16 protein-coding genes and 1 tRNA gene are annotated in these 15,527 nt (G+C 66.4%); 1 reads left to right on the top strand and 16 read right to left on the bottom strand.

Going from position 1 to position 15,527, the window contains the following annotated elements:
• Positions 1-3 precede the first annotated feature (3 nt).
• The 13 genes from rpoB to RDU83_11640 form a co-directional block, all read right to left on the bottom strand.
• Complete coding sequence (gene rpoB / locus RDU83_11700; GenBank protein MDQ7841670.1) at positions 4-3,354, bottom strand: DNA-directed RNA polymerase subunit beta; 3,351 nt, start codon at positions 3,352-3,354, stop codon at positions 4-6.
• A 345-nt stretch (positions 3,355-3,699) separates the two neighbouring features.
• The gene (gene rplL, locus RDU83_11695; protein MDQ7841669.1) at positions 3,700-4,086 is read right to left on the bottom strand and encodes a 50S ribosomal protein L7/L12; all 387 of its coding nucleotides are present in this window, start codon (positions 4,084-4,086) and stop codon (positions 3,700-3,702) included.
• Between the two features lie 66 nt (positions 4,087-4,152).
• Positions 4,153-4,674 (bottom strand): 50S ribosomal protein L10, encoded by a 522-nt coding sequence (gene rplJ, locus RDU83_11690; GenBank protein ID MDQ7841668.1) that lies wholly within the window; start codon positions 4,672-4,674, stop codon positions 4,153-4,155.
• Positions 4,675-4,941: 267 nt separating this feature from the next.
• Positions 4,942-5,652, bottom strand: coding sequence for a 50S ribosomal protein L1 (gene rplA / locus RDU83_11685; protein MDQ7841667.1), 711 nt, complete (start codon positions 5,650-5,652; stop codon positions 4,942-4,944).
• A gap of 59 nt (positions 5,653-5,711) precedes the next feature.
• A complete protein-coding gene (gene rplK / locus RDU83_11680) occupies positions 5,712-6,137 on the bottom strand; it encodes a 50S ribosomal protein L11 (protein MDQ7841666.1) in 426 nt (141 codons plus the stop codon).
• A 9-nt stretch (positions 6,138-6,146) separates the two neighbouring features.
• Positions 6,147-6,788: a transcription termination/antitermination protein NusG gene (nusG, locus tag RDU83_11675; GenBank protein ID MDQ7841665.1), complete on the bottom strand. Its 642-nt coding sequence runs from the start codon at positions 6,786-6,788 to the stop codon at positions 6,147-6,149.
• 5 nt (positions 6,789-6,793) lie between these two features.
• Entirely contained in the window at positions 6,794-7,078 is a 285-nt protein-coding gene (secE, locus tag RDU83_11670; GenBank protein ID MDQ7841664.1) for a preprotein translocase subunit SecE, read from the bottom strand.
• Positions 7,079-7,159: 81 nt separating this feature from the next.
• Entirely contained in the window at positions 7,160-9,625 is a 2,466-nt protein-coding gene (locus tag RDU83_11665) for a heavy metal translocating P-type ATPase (GenBank protein ID MDQ7841663.1), read from the bottom strand.
• Positions 9,626-9,633: 8 nt separating this feature from the next.
• The gene (locus RDU83_11660; protein ID MDQ7841662.1) at positions 9,634-9,792 is read right to left on the bottom strand and encodes a hypothetical protein; all 159 of its coding nucleotides are present in this window, start codon (positions 9,790-9,792) and stop codon (positions 9,634-9,636) included.
• 107 nt (positions 9,793-9,899) lie between these two features.
• On the bottom strand, positions 9,900-10,763 hold the full coding sequence (locus RDU83_11655; protein MDQ7841661.1) for an ABC transporter permease: 864 nt from the start codon (positions 10,761-10,763) through the stop codon (positions 9,900-9,902).
• 5 nt (positions 10,764-10,768) lie between these two features.
• Positions 10,769-11,755 (bottom strand): ABC transporter permease, encoded by a 987-nt coding sequence (locus tag RDU83_11650; protein MDQ7841660.1) that lies wholly within the window; start codon positions 11,753-11,755, stop codon positions 10,769-10,771.
• Positions 11,756-11,779: 24 nt separating this feature from the next.
• Entirely contained in the window at positions 11,780-13,372 is a 1,593-nt protein-coding gene (locus RDU83_11645) for an ABC transporter substrate-binding protein (GenBank protein ID MDQ7841659.1), read from the bottom strand.
• Between the two features lie 131 nt (positions 13,373-13,503).
• Positions 13,504-14,262 (bottom strand): GlcNAc-PI de-N-acetylase, encoded by a 759-nt coding sequence (locus tag RDU83_11640; protein MDQ7841658.1) that lies wholly within the window; start codon positions 14,260-14,262, stop codon positions 13,504-13,506.
• 152 nt (positions 14,263-14,414) lie between these two features.
• Here RDU83_11640 and RDU83_11635 point away from each other — a divergent pair, with 152 nt between their 5' ends.
• On the top strand, positions 14,415-14,681 hold the full coding sequence (locus RDU83_11635; protein MDQ7841657.1) for a metal-sensing transcriptional repressor: 267 nt from the start codon (positions 14,415-14,417) through the stop codon (positions 14,679-14,681).
• Here RDU83_11635 and RDU83_11630 read toward each other — a convergent pair.
• The 3 genes from RDU83_11630 to rpmG all read right to left on the bottom strand — a co-directional run bounded on the left by RDU83_11630 (position 14,671) and on the right by rpmG (position 15,468).
• Positions 14,671-15,123: a cupin domain-containing protein gene (locus tag RDU83_11630; GenBank protein MDQ7841656.1), complete on the bottom strand. Its 453-nt coding sequence runs from the start codon at positions 15,121-15,123 to the stop codon at positions 14,671-14,673. The genes RDU83_11635 and RDU83_11630 overlap by 11 nt on opposite strands.
• A gap of 68 nt (positions 15,124-15,191) precedes the next feature.
• A tRNA-Trp gene (locus RDU83_11625) sits at positions 15,192-15,268 on the bottom strand.
• Between the two features lie 47 nt (positions 15,269-15,315).
• Positions 15,316-15,468, bottom strand: a complete 153-nt coding sequence (gene rpmG / locus RDU83_11620; GenBank protein MDQ7841655.1) for a 50S ribosomal protein L33 — start codon at positions 15,466-15,468, stop codon at positions 15,316-15,318.
• Positions 15,469-15,527 lie beyond the last annotated feature (59 nt).

Here is a 15,527-nt window from a genome sequence, read left to right as displayed (position 1 = left end):
CGCCTAGTAGTCCTCCACCAGGGCTTCTTCGCCTTCCAGATTAATGCCCAGCGCCCGCGCGGTTTCCGTGATGTCTTCCTCGATTTCCTTGAGCTCGATCTCCTTCTTGTCCTCGCTGAGCACCTTGACGTCCAGGCAGAGCGCCTGCATCTCCTTGAGGAGCACCTTGAACGACTCCGGCACGCCCGGCTCCTGGATGTTCTCTCCCTTGACGATCGCCTCGTAGGTCTTGACCCGTCCCACGACATCGTCGGACTTCACGGTAAGCAGTTCCTGGAGGGTGAAAGCGGCACCGTAGGCCTCGAGCGCCCATACCTCCATCTCCCCAAACCGCTGCCCGCCGAACTGGGCCTTCCCGCCCAGCGGCTGCTGGGTGATGAGGCTGTAGGGTCCGGTGCTGCGCGCGTGGATCTTGTCCTCAACCAGGTGCAGCAGCTTCATAATGTAGATGGAGCCCACCGTGACCTCCTGGTCGAAGAGGCCCCCGGCCTGTCCATCGCGGAGCTTGACTTTCCCGGTCGGCGGAAGCCCGGCCAGCTCGAGCATCTGGCCGATCTCGGCCTCCCGGGGCCCGTCAAATACCGGCGACTCCACCCAGAGCCCCAGCCTCTCGGCCGACCACCCCAGGTGCGTCTCAAGAACCTGTCCCACGTTCATCCGCGAGGGCACGCCCAGAGGGTTGAGGACGATGTCAACCGGGGTCCCGTCCAGCAGGTGGGGCATGTCCTCGTCGGGGAGGATAACCGAGACCACGCCTTTGTTACCGTGCCGGCCGGCCATCTTGTCGCCCACGGCCAGCTTTCGCTTCTGGGCCACGTAGACCCGCACAAGGCTGTTCACGCCCGGCGGCAACTCGTCGCCTTCCTCGCGGTCACCCTTCTCCCGGGTGAACATCTTGACCGAGACTACCTTCCCGCGCTCGCCGTGCGGCACCTTGAGAGACGTGTCGCGCACTTCCCGCGCCTTCTCCCCGAAGATGGCTCGGAGCAGACGCTCCTCAGCGGTCAGCTCGGTCTCGCCCTTGGGCGTGACCTTGCCTACCAGGATGTCGCCGGCGCGAACCTCTGCCCCGATTCTGATAATGCCGTACTCGTCCAGGTCCCGCAGCGCTTCCTCGCCTATGTTGGGGATGTCCCTCGTGATGTCCTCGGGGCCGAGCTTGGTGTCGCGCGCTTCCACCTCATACTCCTCGATGTGGATCGAGGTGTAGAGGTCCTCGCGAACCAGCCGTTCACTCACGACGATCGCGTCCTCGTAGTTGTAGCCCTCCCAGGGCATGAACGCGACCAGCACATTGCGCCCCAGCGCGAGCTCCCCGTTGTCGGTGCATGGACCGTCGGCGAGCACGTCGCCCTCGTCAACCTCGTCCCCGCTCCGGACAACGGGTACCTGGTTGATGCAGGTACCCTGGTTGCTGCGCTGGTACTTGATCAGCGAGTACTCGTCCACCTCACGCCCGACCCTAACGGCCACGTGCTCGCCGGTAACTTCCTCGATGACTCCGCCCCTTCGCGCGACGACCACGGCGCCGCTGTCAATCGCGGCCCGGTACTCAACGCCCGTGCCCACCCTGGGCGCCTCGTTCTGCACCAGGGGCACCGCCTGGCGCTGCATGTTGGATCCCATCAGCGCGCGGTTGGCGTCGTCGTGCTCGAGGAACGGAATCAGCGCGGTCGCCACCGAGACGATCTGCTTGGGCGAGACGTCCATGAAGTCCACGTCCTCGGGCCGCACCAGCTTGACCTCCGGACCCTGGCGGACGGTCACGCGGGGACCGACCAGCCGGCTCCGCTCGTCGAGAAGCGCGTTGGCCTGAGCGATCACGTGCTGCTCCTCAACGTCGGCGGTAAGGAAGCGAAGCCGCCGGCTGACAACGCCGTCCTTCACCTCTCGGTAGGGAGTCTCGATGAACCCCAGGTCGTTGACCGCGGCGAAGGTCGCCAGCGACGAGATCAACCCGATATTCGGGCCCTCCGGCGTCTCGATGGGGCACATGCGGCCGTAGTGGGAAGTGTGCACGTCGCGGACCTCGAAGCCCGCGCGCTCCCGGGAGAGCCCGCCCGGGCCAAGTGCCGACAGCCGGCGCTTGTGCGTCAGCTCCGCCAGCGGGTTCGGCTGGTCCATGAACTGCGAGAGTTGGCTGGAGCCGAAGAACTCCTTGATCGCAGCCACCACCGGGCGGATGTTTATCAACTGCTGGGCGGTGACCTGCCCAGGATCCTGGATCGTCATCCTCTCGCGGATGACGCGCTCCATCCTCAGCATGCCAATGCGGAACTGGTTCTGAAGCAGCTCGCCCACCGACCGAACCCGTCGGTTGCCGAGGTGGTCAATATCGTCCACGACGGCTTCGCCGTCGCCGGCGGCCAGACGCATGAGGTATCGGATGATCTCGACGATGTCCTCCGGGGTCAGGATGCGCTGACCGGCGTCCACCCGGAGGCCGAGCTTCTTGTTGAGCTTGTGGCGGCCGACCCGGCCCAGATCGTAACGGCGCGGCTCGAAGAACAGCGTCTGAAGCAGCGTCCGCGCGCTCTCCACCGTCGGCGGGTCTCCGGGGCGCAACCGCCGGTAGATCTCGATCAGCGCCTCTTCGCGCGAGCGCGTGGGGTCCTTCTCCAGCGTGGCCTGCAGGAACCGGTCGTCGCCATAGAGCTTGTGCAGTTTCTCGTCGGTCTCGTATCCCACGGCCCGGAGCAGCGCCGTCGCCGGCAGCTTCCGCGTGCGGTCAATCCGGGCGTGAACGACCCCTCCCGCATCCACCTCAAGCTCCAGCCAGGCTCCCCGGTGCGGGATCACGACCGCCACGGGAAGGGATCGGCCCGCGCTGTCCGGGGCGAAGCTGAAGTAGGCGCCTGGAGAGCGCACAAGCTGGCTCACCACCACCCGCTCCGCGCCGTTGATGATGAACGTTCCACGCCCGGTCATCATGGGGAAGTCCCCCATGAACACTTCCTGCTCCTTGATCTCCCCGGTCTCCTTGATGATCAGCTGGACCTTCACCTTGAGCGAGGCGCTGTAGTTGTAGTCCCTGTCCCGGCACTCCTCCTCGGAGTACTTCAGCCGCTCGAATCGGTATCCGCCGAAGTCCAGCACCCCGCCGCCGTCGAAGATGCTCCCCGGCGGCGCCGGCTTGCGCCGCCCGCTCTCGACGGCGAAGTGCAGCTCGAGGTTGCCCGTGAAATCCTGAATCGGTGAAATCTCGTCGAAGACCTCGCGGATGGCCTCGCGCAGGAACCAGTCAAAGGAGCGACGCTGGACCTCCACAAGATCGGGCATCTCCAGGATCTCGGGGAACTTCGCGAAGCTGACCCGAGTGCGACGCCCGCGGCGCACCTGGCGGGTACCCTCAATGACCAAACGGGCTCGGGTTGGTCTACCTGCTTCCTGCCTGGTCTTCGTCTTCACGGTGGAGCGCGTCACCTCCGCGAGAAGTAGGCACCGCGCCGGGAGGCACGGTGGGTAATGCTAGGCCTAAATTCAGAGAGGCTCGGTCTTCGCGGACCAGAATGGCGTGGCCGTACGGTCACGGAAACACGAAAGCGGGGCCGGTCCTCCCTGCCTCGCCTTCGCGTTGGTCAATTGCACAGGTTCGCGTGCCCATCACGCCCCGTCGTCGTGCCCAAGAGCCGTACACACAAAGATACCGCCCGGGCCCTGCGCCTGTCAAGAGCCCGTGCGGTACCGCCGGTGGTCCGGCTACTTGATTGTAACTGTCGCGCCCTCGGCCTCGAGCTTGGTCTTGACGGCCTCGGCCTCTTGGCGGCTGACCTTCTCCTTGACCGGCTTCGGCGTGCCGTCCACCAACTCCTTCGCCTCCTTGAGGCCCAACCCGGTGAGTTCACGCACGACCTTGATCACCTGGATCTTCTTCTCGCCCACGACCGCCAGGATCGCGTCGAACTCGGTCTGCTCCTCAGCCGCCGAGGCAGCCGCCGACGCCCCCGGCACCGCTGCGATGGCAACCGGTGCTGCCGCAGAAACGCCGAACTTCTCCTCGAGCGCCTTGACCAGTTCGGCCAAATCGAGCACCGTAAGACCGCTGATCGCCTCGATGATCTCTTCCTTGCCAAGCTTCGCTGCCACGGTCGTCCCTCCCGTCGGTTTCGTTCAGTATAAGCTTGCTCTGGCGACTAACTCTCGACGCGCCGGCTAGGCCGCGGCACGCTGTTCTCGAATCTGGTCTAGTGCGCGGACGAGCTTACGCGGAAGCCCGGTCAGAACCCCGGCCAGGCCGCTCAGGGGTGCCGCGATGCCGCTCACGACCTGGGCAAGGAGCTCCGTGCGGCCCGGGAGATCGGCAAGAACCCTCGCCTGGGCGTCATCAATGACGGCGCCGGCCAAGATACCCCCTTTGATCGTCAACTTGCGGGACTGCCGGACGAACTCCTGGATCACCCTGGCGACCGGCACTGGATCGCCTGAGACGAAGGCGGCCGCGGTAGGCCCTTCCAGCTGCCGCTCCAGGCCTTCGATGCCGGCCGCGCCGGCGGCAATTCGAAGGAGGCGGTTCTTCACTACCCGGTACTCCGCACCGACATCGCGCAGCCGGCCCCGCAACACCGTAATCTCCTTGACGGTCAGCCCCCGGAAGTCCGTGAGAATCACGGCCGCGCAGCTGTCCAGGCGAGCCTTGAGCTGTGTGACCTCTTCAACCTTCTCGGGTCGAGCCATCGGGCCCTCACCCTCCTGCAACATAATGGACCCGCCGCAGGCAGACGGGTCCACACCCGATCCGCTCCTCGGCAGGCGACCTGTGTCCTTAGGCCCGCAGGGCGGGCACCTGCTGTCTTTGGTGCGCGGCCGCCCATGGGCGGCCCTGTATTCGCTTCCCGCTGTGCGAGGATGTCGCACAGCGCCACCGATCTCAAAGCCCGCGCGATTGTAGCACGGACCCGAACCACCGTCAAACCGGACCGGCCCCTCGCGCTTGACCGCCCGCTACTGCGGGCGTGTGACGTCCAGGGCCTTAGCCGGGTCTATCCGGATCCCCGGTCCCATTGTGGGCGAGATCACAAGCGACCGCAAATACTGCCCCTTGGCGGCGGCCGGCCGAGCCCGGGACACCGCGTCCATCAGGGCCGACAGGTTCTCCAGCAGCTGTCCCTCCGAGAACCTGGCCTTGCCCAGAGGAACGTGAATGATACCCGCCTTATCAAGCCGGAACTCGATCTTGCCGGCCTTGATCTCACGCACGGCGCGGGCCAGATCCATCGTCACGGTTCCCGCCTTGGGATTGGGCATCAGCCCCCGCGGGCCCAGTAGACGCCCCAGCCGGCTCACCAGGCTCATGACATCCGGGGTGGCCACCGCGACGTCGAACTCCAGCCACCCACCCTGGATCTTCTCGATCAGGTCCTCGGCGCCGACAACATCCGCGCCCGCGGCCTCGGCCTCCCGGAGTTTCTCTCCCTTGGCAAAAACCAGGACCCGCACCGACTTACCCGTGCCGTGGGGCAGCACCACGGTGCCACGCACCTGCTGGTCGGCCTGCTTCGGGTCCACACCCAGCCGGATGTGGGCCTCGATCGTTTCCTCGAACTTCGCCGTGGAAGTCCCCTGCGCCAGCCGGACGGCCTCCTCAGGAGTATGAAGCCGCCGGGCTTCCACCTGCTTCGCGGCCGTGAGGTATCGCTTGCCGTGACGTCCCATCGTGAAACCTCCCTGCGGTGCGAACGGGGTGTTCCCCCTCCCGCGTGTGGTGCCTGCGCCTATCCGACGACCTCTATGCCCATGGACCGGGCGGTACCCTCGATCATCCTCATCGCCGCCTCAACCGTAGCGGCGTTTAGATCTGGCATCTTGCGCTCCGCGATCTCCCGTACCTGCTTGAGCGTCACGGAGCCCACCTTGGTCTTGTTGGGCTGCCCGGACCCCTTGTCCAGGCCCGCGGCCTGCCGCAGCAGCACGGACGCCGGGGGGGTCTTGGTGACGAACGAGAAGGTGCGGTCCGCGTAGACGGTGATCTCCACGGGCACAATCGTCCCCGTGAGCTTGGCGGTCCGCTCGTTGTAGGACTTGCAGAACTCCATGATGTTGACGCCGTGCTGGCCCAGCGCCGGGCCGACCGGCGGCGCCGGCGTTGCCTTCCCGGCCTGGATCTGCAGCTTGACCATCGCCACGATTCTCTTGGCCATCTCTGCCTCCTACAGCTTCTCTACCTGGCCGAAGTCCAACTCGACCGGGGTCTCGCGGCCAAAGATCGAGACGAGAACCCGGACCTTCTCTTTCTCCGGCATGAGATCGTCCACCAGGCCGGTGAAATCCATGAACGGCCCCGAGGTAATCCGGACCGGCGACCCCTTATGGTAGGTGATGCGATACTTCGGGGTTTCGTCCTTCAACTGCCGCAGCAACGTCCGGACCTCGCGGTCCTCGAGCGGGATGGGCCGGTTGCCCGATCCGACGAAGCCGGTCACGCCGGGCGTGTTCCGGACCACGTACCAGGTGTCGTTTTCCAGCTCGCCCTTCTCGTCCACGCGCACCTCAACCAGCACGTATCCGGGGAAGATCTTGCGATCGACCTCCCGCCGCTTGCCGCCCTTGATCTCCTTTTCCTTCTCGGTCGGTATCAGCACCTGGAAGATCTTGTCCTTCATGTTCATCGAGGCGATGCGGCGCTCCAGGTTGGATTTCACCTTCGCCTCGTAACCGGAGTAGGTATGGATAACGTACCATTTCAGCCGCGGATCACGCGCCACGGCCTCTTCCGGCTCGACGGTCTCCACGACCGGCTCGACCGGATCATCGGCAAACAGGCCCTTCAGGGGATCGCTCGTCTTCGACATTGGCGCTACCGCGGCGACGGAGGGAGCAGCACGCTCTTGACCAGGACCGTGTAGATATAGTCGAAGATGCCCAGGTAGATGGCCATCACCGTCAGGACCACGACGACCACGATGGTCATGCTGGTCAGCTCCCGGCGGGACGGCCAGTCCACGCGGTTCAACTCCACCCACACTTCCCTCAGGTACCCGATGATGCGCTCGATGAACGCCGGCCACCGTCGCGGTGCCACGGCACGAACCTGCCGCTGGATCGGGCGTGATCCCGGCTTCGCCTCTGTCGTGCGGGCCATCGCTGCTCTCCCTCGCGCTCTCCGACGCAAAAAAAAAGAACCTGCGGCCTGACAACTACAACCCAGAGTATACCACACCTGTCAAATCCGCGCGCCCAGGCGGGATGCGATCATGCGTACGACGCAGTCCATCGCGGCCATGGCGGGAGCCGCCTGCTCGCAGGCGACCTCATCCTGCCAGAGGATGAGCCGGGAGACGACCTCCAGGATCCGGACATCCACCACCACGCGGGAGTAGAACATCGCCACGCGTGGGCCCGGGCGCTCCCTCTCGACCTCCTGGAGGACCTCGATGATGCGTCCGGTGAGCACCGCGTCGGCCCCCACCCGGGCGCCGAGCGTTGCGGTCCGCGTGGGGCTGATCAGGTCGGCCGGTGCCCATCCGAGGAGCCGCATCTCCTGCAGGACCCGCGATGCCGGGACAACCTGGAATGGACCGCGCCCGGCCAGGTCGCTCAGGTGGGCCGAGGCCTGCTCGGCCAAGGCCCGCGAGAGGGAAGCCTCGTCAGCCAGCGGCGCGATCGCCAGGATCCTGACGCGGGCCAGATCCGGAGGCCCTGCGGCGGCAGAGGCAGAGGCAGTGCCCAGCCCTGCCGCGACCAGGGCCAGGGCCCCGGCGGCGGCGGCAGACGCTGCCAGGCGGCGGGCAACGGCGCGGGTCCGGTGCGCAAGCAGCCTGCCGGAGTTCACGACCACGAACAGCGAGGCCACGTTGTGCACGACCGCAGCGCCGATGGGAGAGAGGAAACCGCTGCCGGCCAGCACGATCCCGACGATGTTCACCGCAACCGCAAAGCCCCAGATGTTCTGGTGGATGATACCGAGCGCCCGACGGGAAAGCGCCAGGACCTCGGGCAGCAGGATCAGATCGTCGCCCATCAGCGCGATGTCGGCCGATTCCAGGGCCACATCGGTCCCCGCGGCCCCCATCGCGATGCCGACATCGGCCAGGGCCAGCGCCGGGGCGTCGTTCACGCCGTCGCCGACCATCGCCACCACCTCCCCGGCCGCCTGCAGCCCCCGCACCACCGCGAGCTTCTGCTCCGGGAGCAGGCCGGCCCGCACCTCGCTTATGCCGGCCTGGCGGGCGATGACTTGGGCGGTCACCTCGTGGTCCCCGGTGAGCATAACGAGCCGGTGGATTCCCATCCCCCGCAGGCGATCGAGTGTCTCGCCCACGCGCGGCCGCAGCGCGTCCGCCAGGGACACCACGCCCCACGGGACGCCGTCCACGCGCACGACCAGCGCCGTGCGGCCCTGCTGCTCCTGCGCCACGAGCACGGCGGATGCGGGATCGTCCGGTCCCAGCAGCCGATGGTTGCCCACCTCGATGCGTGCCCCGGCCCAAACGGCCTCGACGCCCCGGCCGAAGGTCGCCGTGAATCGTTCGGGATCGGCCAGGGCAATCCCGGACGCCCGCGCGTGGGCAACGATCGCCCGCCCCAGCGGGTGCTCGGAGCGCAACTCCGCGACCCCGGCCATCTCCAGAATCTCCGAGGCCGCCCTGCCGGAGAGAGGCTCCACCGCGACGACGACCGGATGCCCAGACGTCAGCGTCCCGGTCTTGTCGAACGCCACGGTGGTGACGCGGCCCGCCACCTCCAGCGCCACCCCGCCCTTTATCAGCACGCCGCGGCGGGCCGCGTTGCCGACGCTGGCCACCACGGCGGTGGGGGTGGCAAGGACCAGCGCGCAAGGGCACGCGATGACGAAGACGGCCATCACCCTCATGAGGTCGTGCGTGAGCAACCAGACAAGAGCGCCCGTTGCCAGTATCGCAGGCGTGAAGAAGGTCGCGAAGCGGTCCGCGATCTTCTGGACCGCCCCTTTCTGCTCCTGGGCGGCCCGCACCACCTGGATGATCCGTCCCAGCGTCGTCTCCCGGCCCACGCGGTCGGCCCGCACCACGACCGCGCCGCTCTGACTGGTGGTGCCCGCAAACACGTGGGCGCCGGAGGTCTTGTCCACCGGCATGGCCTCGCCGGTGATGGTCGCTTCCGAAAGGGACACCTCTCCCGAGATAATGGTGCCGTCCACGGGTACTCTGTCGCCGGGCCGCACGAGGACGCGATCTCCGGGCGCCACCTCTCGGAGCGGCACCTGCACCCAGGTACCCCCGCGCTCGGCCCATGCCACCTCCGGGGCCAGGCGCACAAGTTCGCGCACCGCGTTCCGCGTGCGCTGCAGCGTCACTTCCTCAAGGAACTCTCCGGCGAGCATCATGAACGAAACCACGGCGGCGGCCATGTACTCGCCCAGGTACGCGGAGCCGGCAACGGCTATGACCACGAGCGTGCCCGCGGTCACCCGGCGGCGCTCGATCATCATGGAAAGCGTGGGGTACGCGATCGCCGCCCCACCCAGCAGCATCGGCAGGACGGCGACATCGAACCCTACCGCCGCATCCAGGCCCGGGATCAGGGCAACAAGGATCAGCGCCAACAGCCCTGCCGGCAGCATGCCCCGGCGCCACGGCAGGCTGCTCAAGAGCGGCGTAGGCGCCTTGGCATGGGCAGAGATGCGCGCCGTCGAGATCGTCGAGATCATGGAGGGTGTTACAGGAACCGCCAGACCAGGAAGAGCACCACGGAAGCGGCCACGACCGAGGCGGCGACTATGCGGCCGACGCCCGCGCGCCGGTCCTGAACCGTGGGACGGTGGTCGTGTTCGTGCTCGCCACCAAGATCGATTATGCCGTGCTCGCCCTCGTGCATCCGCGCACCTACAGGTGGGTAACCATATCCCCCCAGGGGGGATATGTACCCAGCGTATCCGGGACGGCTCGCCGTGTCAAATCCCGCGGGCCCGTGACCGGCGAGGGTCAGCAGCCGCGATTGCCGCGTATGCGCGGGTTGAGCTGCTCTTCGAGAGCGAAGCCCGTGAAGGCGAACCCCAGGGTGGCGGCGGTGATCAGCAGTCCGGGCGGCAGCACCCACCAGATCCAGGCACCGCTCAGAAACGCGTTGCGGACCTGCGCGTAGTAGAGCACCGTTCCCCAGCTCTTGGCGGTCGGGTCCCCCAGGCCTAGGAACGAGAGTGAGGCCTCGATCAGGATGGCGTTGCTGGCCGCCAGGATGAACTGGGCCAGCGCAAGCGGCAGGACAGCCGGCAACACGTGCCGCGCCATCACGCGCACCGGGCGGGCTCCCAGGGCCCGTGCCGCCTCGACGTAGTCAAGGGACTTCACCTGGAGCACCTGGGAACGGATCACGCGCGCGGGCCGGGCCCACACCAGCACCCCGATCACGATGATGATGTTCCAGTAGCTCGGTCCCAGGTAGGCCGCGAGGAGAATCATCAACGGCAGGAACGGGATCACCAGCACGAGATCCACCGTCCGCATCAAGACGGTGTCCGTCCAACCGCCGAAGAATCCGGCCACGATGCCGACGGTCGTGCCGATCCCTATTGCCAGCGCCGCCGCTATGAATCCTATGGTCAACGAGATGCGCGCGCCGTAGATCAGCTCGCTCAGGATGTCCTGCCCGATGTCGTTCGTTCCCAGGAGATGCGCCCGAGTCGGGACCAGGAACGGGTCGGCCACGGTCTCCTCGGGGTTGTACGGGCTCACGAGCGGGGCCAGCACCGCGGCGGACACAAGGATGCCCAGCAGGAGAATCCCGGCCCAGCCGGCCGCGCCCAACCTGAGGCGGCGCGCGCCGGATGGGACGGGTACCTGGTTCATGCCGTTCACCGCCGTCGCACCCGCGGGTCTATGAGCGGGTAGAGCAGGTCGGAGGCGATGTTCGCCACGATCACGCTTACCGTGATGACGAGAAAGGTCCCCTGCAGCACGGGGTAGTCACGGTTTAGCACCGCCTCATAGAGGAGGCGGCCGACGCCCGGGTAGGAGAAGACCGTCTCCACCACGGTGGCGCCGCTGGCCACGAAGCCCAGGTTGAGCATGAAGACCGTCGCCACCGGCAGAAGGGCGTTTCGCATCGCGTGCCGGAGCAGCACTGCCCGCTCGTGCACCCCCTTTGCCCGCGCCGTGGTGATGTACTGCTCACCCAGTACCGAGAGCATCGAGTACCTGGTTATCAGCAAGGTACCCGGGATGGTTATCAGGGTCAGGGTGGCGAGCGGCAGCATCAGGTGGCGAGCGCGGTCAACCAACAGGGCCCATCCGGCGAGGGTTACGCCGGCCGTGCCGGCCCCGAATATAGGAAGCCAGCCCAGCCCGGCCGCAAAGACCGCGATGAAGATCATCCCGAGCCAGAACGAGGGCACCGACTCAAAGAACATCGCCACGCCGAGAGTGCCGAGGTCCAGGACCGAGCCGCGCCGCCAGGCGGTCACGGCGCCCAGCGCGGCGCCGAGCAGCGTGGCGATCACGAGCGAGAGCCCGACCAACAGCATGGTCCAGGGAAGGCGCTCGCCGATTATCTCGGCGATCGGGCGGCCGCGCTGGAACGAGTACCCGAGTTCGCCACGGGCCAGGTTGCCGGCATAGGTGAGAAACTGCTCCCACTGCGGCTGGTCGAGGCCGTAGAGCGCGTACAGCTGGGCCCGCTGCTCCGCGTCGAGGAACCCCACGTCCTCACCGGCCAGGAAGACCAGCGGGCTGCCGGGCATCATCCGGGGCAGGGCGAAGTTGAGCGCCACTGTCAGCGCCAACAAGAGCAGGTACTGGGCCACACGCCCGGCCAGGAAGCGCCACACGGCGGAATCGTTCACGCCATCACGCCAGATTCGCCCGGCTCAGCGCTTGGGCGGACCGATGAACGACAGCTTGTTAACGATCCCCTGCCCCTTCTGGTAGACCCAGGCGTCGTGCTTGTCAGGCCGGTAGGCGTAGATGCCGTCCATGTAGAACAGCACGTGCACCGGCAGATCGGCCGAAATCGTCTTCTGCATCTCGAACAGGATCTGCTTCTGCTTCGCGGGCTCCACCGCCGCGGCCAGCTCGTTGCCCAACCTGTCCACCTCGGCGCTCTTGTATCCACCGATGTTGATCGTACCGAACCGGCAGTCCGAGTGGAACAGGTCTCGCAGGCTGGTGGCCCGGTTCATCACCGGTGCCGACCACCCGAAGATCGCCATGTCGAAGTTGCGCCCATTGCAGACGTCGAAGTCGGGCCACACCTGAGCGATGATGCTAGCGTCCTCCTGCGCAACGACGCGCACGTCAATCCCGATGTCGCGGAGCCACGTGCGCATCAGATCGGCTCCGCGCACGCGGATGGGGTTGCCGGCAAGGGTCAGCAGGTTGAACCGGAGCGGCCGTCCGTCCGGCGTGTCCCGTATGCCGTCGCGGTCGCGGTCAATGTATCCGGCCTCGTTAAGGATCTGGACTGCCCTCGACTTGCTCGCCGCGAAGGTCACGGCAGGGTTGTGGAACGGAGAGTCAGGGTGGATATATCCCGGGCTTCCCACGACGCCGTAGCCGAGCAGGAGCAGCCTGACCATCAGGCGGGTGTTGATGGCGTTGGCGATGGCCTGGCGCAGCTTCACATCCCGTAGGATGGGGTGCTCCAGGTTTAACTGGAGAATGGTGCTTGCGTATCCAGCACCTCGCACGACCTTCAGTCCCCCGGCCTTCTCGAACGCGCCGACCAGTTCCGGCGAGAGCGCCCTGGCCGTGGTGTCAATCTCGCCCGCCTTGAGCGCCGTAAACGTCACCGTGGCATCGCGGATGATGGGGAGCACGATCTCGCGCACCTTAGGCCGCCCGCCGAAGTAGGCGTCGTTGGCGACCAGACGGTAGAACTGGCCGTCACGCATCTCCGCAAGCTTGTACGGACCACTGCCGATCGAGTCGTTGAATCGCCGCGGCTCCGCGACTCCTTCCCAGATGTGCCGGGGCAGAATCGGCAGGTCGGCGAGGGGCTGCATCAGGAACCCGCCGCTTTGAGCGGTCAGGCGGATGGTCAGCATCGTGGTGCCCGAGGTCTCGATGCTCTCGATCAGGCGGACCTGCGAGGTCCAGCGCGAGTGGGCGTGCTTCCGCACATACTCATACGTGAACTTCACATCGTCGGCCGTAAGGGGGCGTCCGTCGTGCCACTTGATGTTGGGGTGCAGCGTGAGCGTCCATGTCCTGCCGTCCGGGCTCACGGAGTACCTGCGCACAAGCCAGGGCTGCGGGATGTTGTCGGCGTCGGGCGTGAACAGCGGCTCGTAGACGAGGGTCATCAGGTTCCAGCCGGGATACCCGCTCTGGTAGGTGTACGGGTTGAGCGAGCCCTCGTCCCTCGAGATGGCCATGCGCAGCGCCGCCGTCTGGCCGCGGGCCGGAGCCCCCGCAGAGAGTAGGCTCACCGCCAGAACGGAGATCAGCAACAGGATTCGCATCGTTGGTCCTCACCTTCCCTGAAGAATGCGGGACACCACGGCAACAAGCGTAACGCTCCCATGTGGCTGCGACAATCCGGCCGGAGGGGATCCACGGAACGTAGCGGGCGCCGCCACTCCGCGGCTGGGTCCTACCGCACCAGGTAGCTGAGGGTGAAGACGCCTTCCCGCCGGAAGGGCTCGGCCAGCACGGCCTGCGCCGTGTGACTCATCAGCCCGTGATAGAGGTGAAGGGACTTGTCGGTCTGGCGGTGGATGGCCAGCCCCAGCACTTCGTCGGACGCTCCCGTATCAACGCCCGCGACGTGCGCGAGAACCTCGGGGGCCAGCCTGCGCCGCATCATCTGGGCGCTGAAGGCGTGTTGGCTGCGCAACTCAGCAAGGGCCTGCTGTTTTATCCCGGCCACCTCGGTTATGTCCACCACGCAGTTGGGCCGGTCGGGCATCATGTAGTAGATCGTGGGAACCGGATGGCGCCCCAGCTCCTCGAGCTGCTCGGGCGCGAAGTCACGGCCGGCCAGGGCCATCGCCTCGAGGTAGAGGATCATCGCCTGGCGGCGGTCCGGATCAAGGTCGTGAAACGAGTGCTCGGGGTCCTGCGTGATCACAACGTCCGGCCGGACTTCCCGGATCAGGCGCACGAACCGTTTCTTCGAGTTCATGTCCGGGGAAACCTCACCCATCGTGAACTCCATGAACTGAACCGTCGTGCCCAGGATGGCTGCCGCTCGCTCGACCTGGGGCCGCGACTCCGGCCTGACCAGCGTCACCGAGGAGTGAACGCGCCCCCCGGCCCGGACGTGGCGGGCGATTGTGCCCCCGACCTCGACTATCTCAAGGCCGTAGGTGGCGATCACAAGGAGCGTGCCGGGCTGATCAGGCTGGATCATCGGGTGCACCTCGAAGGCTTACGAATCCTAGCACGGCGCTGGCAGGCGATCAACGCGCGGTGCTATACTGCCCACGCCGGGTCCGGCCGGACCGTCTCGTAGGCGGGCGGCGGTAGGCTCAGTGCGGGCCACTTGATTTGAAGGAGGGCGAGATGCCGCATACCAAGACGAAGCAGATCGCAAACCGGCTGGCACGCCTGGAAGGACACGTCCGCGCCATCCGTACCATGGTGATCGAAGGCCGGCCTTGTCCGGAAGTCCTCATCCAGATCGCAGCGGCCCGGGCTGCACTTGATCAGGCCGCGCGGGTCCTTCTGGAAGACCACCTGGAGCACTGCATCGTGGACGCACAGAACCATGGAGACATATCCTCGGCCATCGGAGATCTCAAGGAGGCCCTAAACAGGTTTATCGGCTGACCGGCGTCTGCCGGATGAGCGCCTCCATCTCTTCAGGCGACTTGATTCCGCTTCCCCGACGCTCGTAGCGTTCCCGTAGCGCCTCCGGTGACGGAATCGGAGGCGGCGGCGCAAACGTCAACAGGAATCCGGCAGTACGGGTCCCGGAGTTGCGGACTCCCAGCGAGACGCCCGGATCCACGTGGATGGCCTCGCCCGGCGCCACCGCGAAGGTCTCGCCCTCCAGCGTAATCTCCAGTTCGCCCTCCAGCATGTAGAACGAGAGTTCGTACGCGTCCTCCTCGTGGCCGTGGGGAGGCATGGACCCTCCGGGCGGCACGTAGGCCAGATAGGTGAAGAGACCCTTACCGAAGACCAGCGGGCGGTACCAGTAGTCGTCACGGGCGTGCTGGAACCCCTCGAGGGCGCTGGCGTGGACGCGCCGGTAGCGGCTGCCTTCCATTGATGGTCCTCCAATCTCGTCGGTCTTACCCGGGTTGTACCGTGGGTGGGGACACCAAGAGGACTGCCTGGCAGGGGCGGAGGGATTCGAACCCCCAACACCCGGTTTTGGAGACCGGCGCTCTACCAATTGGAGCTACGCCCCTGTGCCGTCTCCCATTATAGGAAGGGACCGGCCGCGCTGCAACCGAGGCTAGCGCGTCTCGCGGTGGGCGGTGTGCTTGCGACACCACCTGCAGTACTTCGACACCTCGATCCGGTCGGGATCGTTCTTCTTGTTCTTCGTGGTCGTGTAGTTACGCCGCTTGCACTCCGTGCAGGCGAGCGTGATGATATCCCTCGGCATGGACTACGCCTCCACCTTCACAACGACACCGGCGCCCACCGTCCGTCCGCCTTCCCGGA

The organism is bacterium, from assembly GCA_031082185.1.
Classification (GTDB): domain Bacteria; phylum Sysuimicrobiota; class Sysuimicrobiia; order Sysuimicrobiales; family Humicultoraceae; genus VGFA01.
The sequence above is the reverse complement of the archived record's forward strand: the minus strand, read 5'-3'. Positions and strand labels throughout refer to the sequence as shown.